This is a genomic window from Uniformispora flossi (assembly GCF_049534875.1).
GTDB lineage: Bacteria > Actinomycetota > Actinomycetes > Streptomycetales > Streptomycetaceae > Yinghuangia > Yinghuangia aomiensis.
The window spans coordinates 1-1,398 of the sequence record NZ_JBMULZ010000051.1; the positions used below are offsets into that span (position 1 = coordinate 1).

At 40.6% G+C, this 1,398-nt stretch carries 3 protein-coding genes; all 3 read left to right on the forward strand.

Annotated elements, in window-relative coordinates:
• Window positions 1-429: hypothetical protein (locus tag ACPA54_RS38980; RefSeq protein ID WP_423537285.1), on the forward strand; the 429-nt coding region annotated here is incomplete at its 5' end.
• A 102-nt stretch (window positions 430-531) separates the two neighbouring features.
• Window positions 532-846 (forward strand): hypothetical protein, encoded by a 315-nt coding sequence (locus ACPA54_RS38985; RefSeq protein WP_377998110.1) that lies wholly within the window; start codon window positions 532-534, stop codon window positions 844-846.
• Window positions 834-1,388 (forward strand): hypothetical protein, encoded by a 555-nt coding sequence (locus tag ACPA54_RS38990; protein ID WP_376642749.1) that lies wholly within the window; start codon window positions 834-836, stop codon window positions 1,386-1,388. Before ACPA54_RS38985 ends, ACPA54_RS38990 begins: the two co-directional genes overlap by 13 nt.
• Window positions 1,389-1,398: the final 10 nt, after the last annotated feature.

The window sequence follows — 1,398 nt, forward strand, 5'->3', positions numbered from 1 at the left end:
GAAATAAAACCAGAAGAAATAGAAAAAGAAATATCCTCTTTTTCTCGGAATGTATTTAATTATCCCGAAAAAAGCAAAGTAAAACAATATCGTTTGGTCAAAGGTTCGGAGACAATGAAATTTAAAGGCATTCCCGGCGCGTATATCAAGAAATTAAATAGCGGGGTATATTATGATATCCTAGAGAAATTAAAAAGCTTACAGGCGCGTCAGGAGCGCGGAGAAATGATAACGAAAAAAGAAGCCTATTATTCTATTTATAAAGGCGAATTAAAAAGACGAAAATTTGCTACTATGCTTAAAATGGGTTCTGACGATTTTGATTTAAAGCAGGAAGTAAACAAGGGAATTTTACTAACGAATAGACAGAAAAGAAATATGGACTATATTAAAAATACAAGTCGTCCGCATGTGTCGTGTGACTTTTAAAAGAGTCGGGAAATTCATTTTCCCGGCTTTTTATTTTGCCTAAAAATAATTAAATATGAAATTAATTCATTTATTTTTATTTTTTGTCTTGAAATCGAACACATGTTCCTATATTATTTAATTTATCGAACAGAAATAGGACAAAAGGAGGATTTATTTTCTATGCCAAAAGAACTAGAAGAAAAAGAAGAAAAATCGTCTGCTGAAGAAACACCGAAAAAAGAGGAACAGGAGGACGCGCCAAAATGGGCAAAGAATCTGCTACAGGACATCCAAAACCTGATGGGAACAAAGGAACAGCCGCAGGGACAAGCACAGGAAATTCCAGTACCGGAACCGCCAAAAGTGGAGGAACCGGAGGAAGAGGAACAGCCAGCACCAAGCAAAGCGAAAACGCTCCTCGGGTGGTTATGGTAGATGTGCCGGGAAGTGACCAGGAGGAACAGCCGAAAAAGAAACGCGGTCGCCCTCCTGGTACTGGCACGAAAAAGAAAAGCGCAGCCAAGAAAAAGACGGCGGGCAATGTTGATTCATCCCAGCTGAAAATGCTGTTACTGACGACAAGCGCGATCGTGGCAGCACGACCTGGGATGGAAGACTTTGCATTAACCGCCGATGAAGCCGAACAGATATGTACGCCACTCGCAAACATCATGGCGAAGTCTGAAGGCGTGGCGGGTGTCGCCAGTGAGTATGCAGACCATATAGCGTTACTCATTGCGTGCTTTACGATCTTTATACCTAAATTCATTATGTGGAAATCCAAACAACCTAAAAAGAAAGAGGTACAGAAAAATGTCTTGCCAAAACGAGAACTACCAAAACAACCAACAGAACAACGAGGAAATGAAAGCGCGCCTGAAAGAACTAATCAAAAGCCTGCTGAACGATCTGGGGAACCCACTAGTAAGCAATTTGGCGGCTCCTTACATCAACTCATCCCTTTCGGAGGATATTGATGTCTTAAAA

Bases quoted from the DNA above. Each gene is read 5' to 3' on its own strand.
- ACPA54_RS38985 (WP_377998110.1), top strand. From the start codon at position 532: ATGTTCCTATATTATTTAATTTATCGAACAGAAATAGGACAAAAGGAG.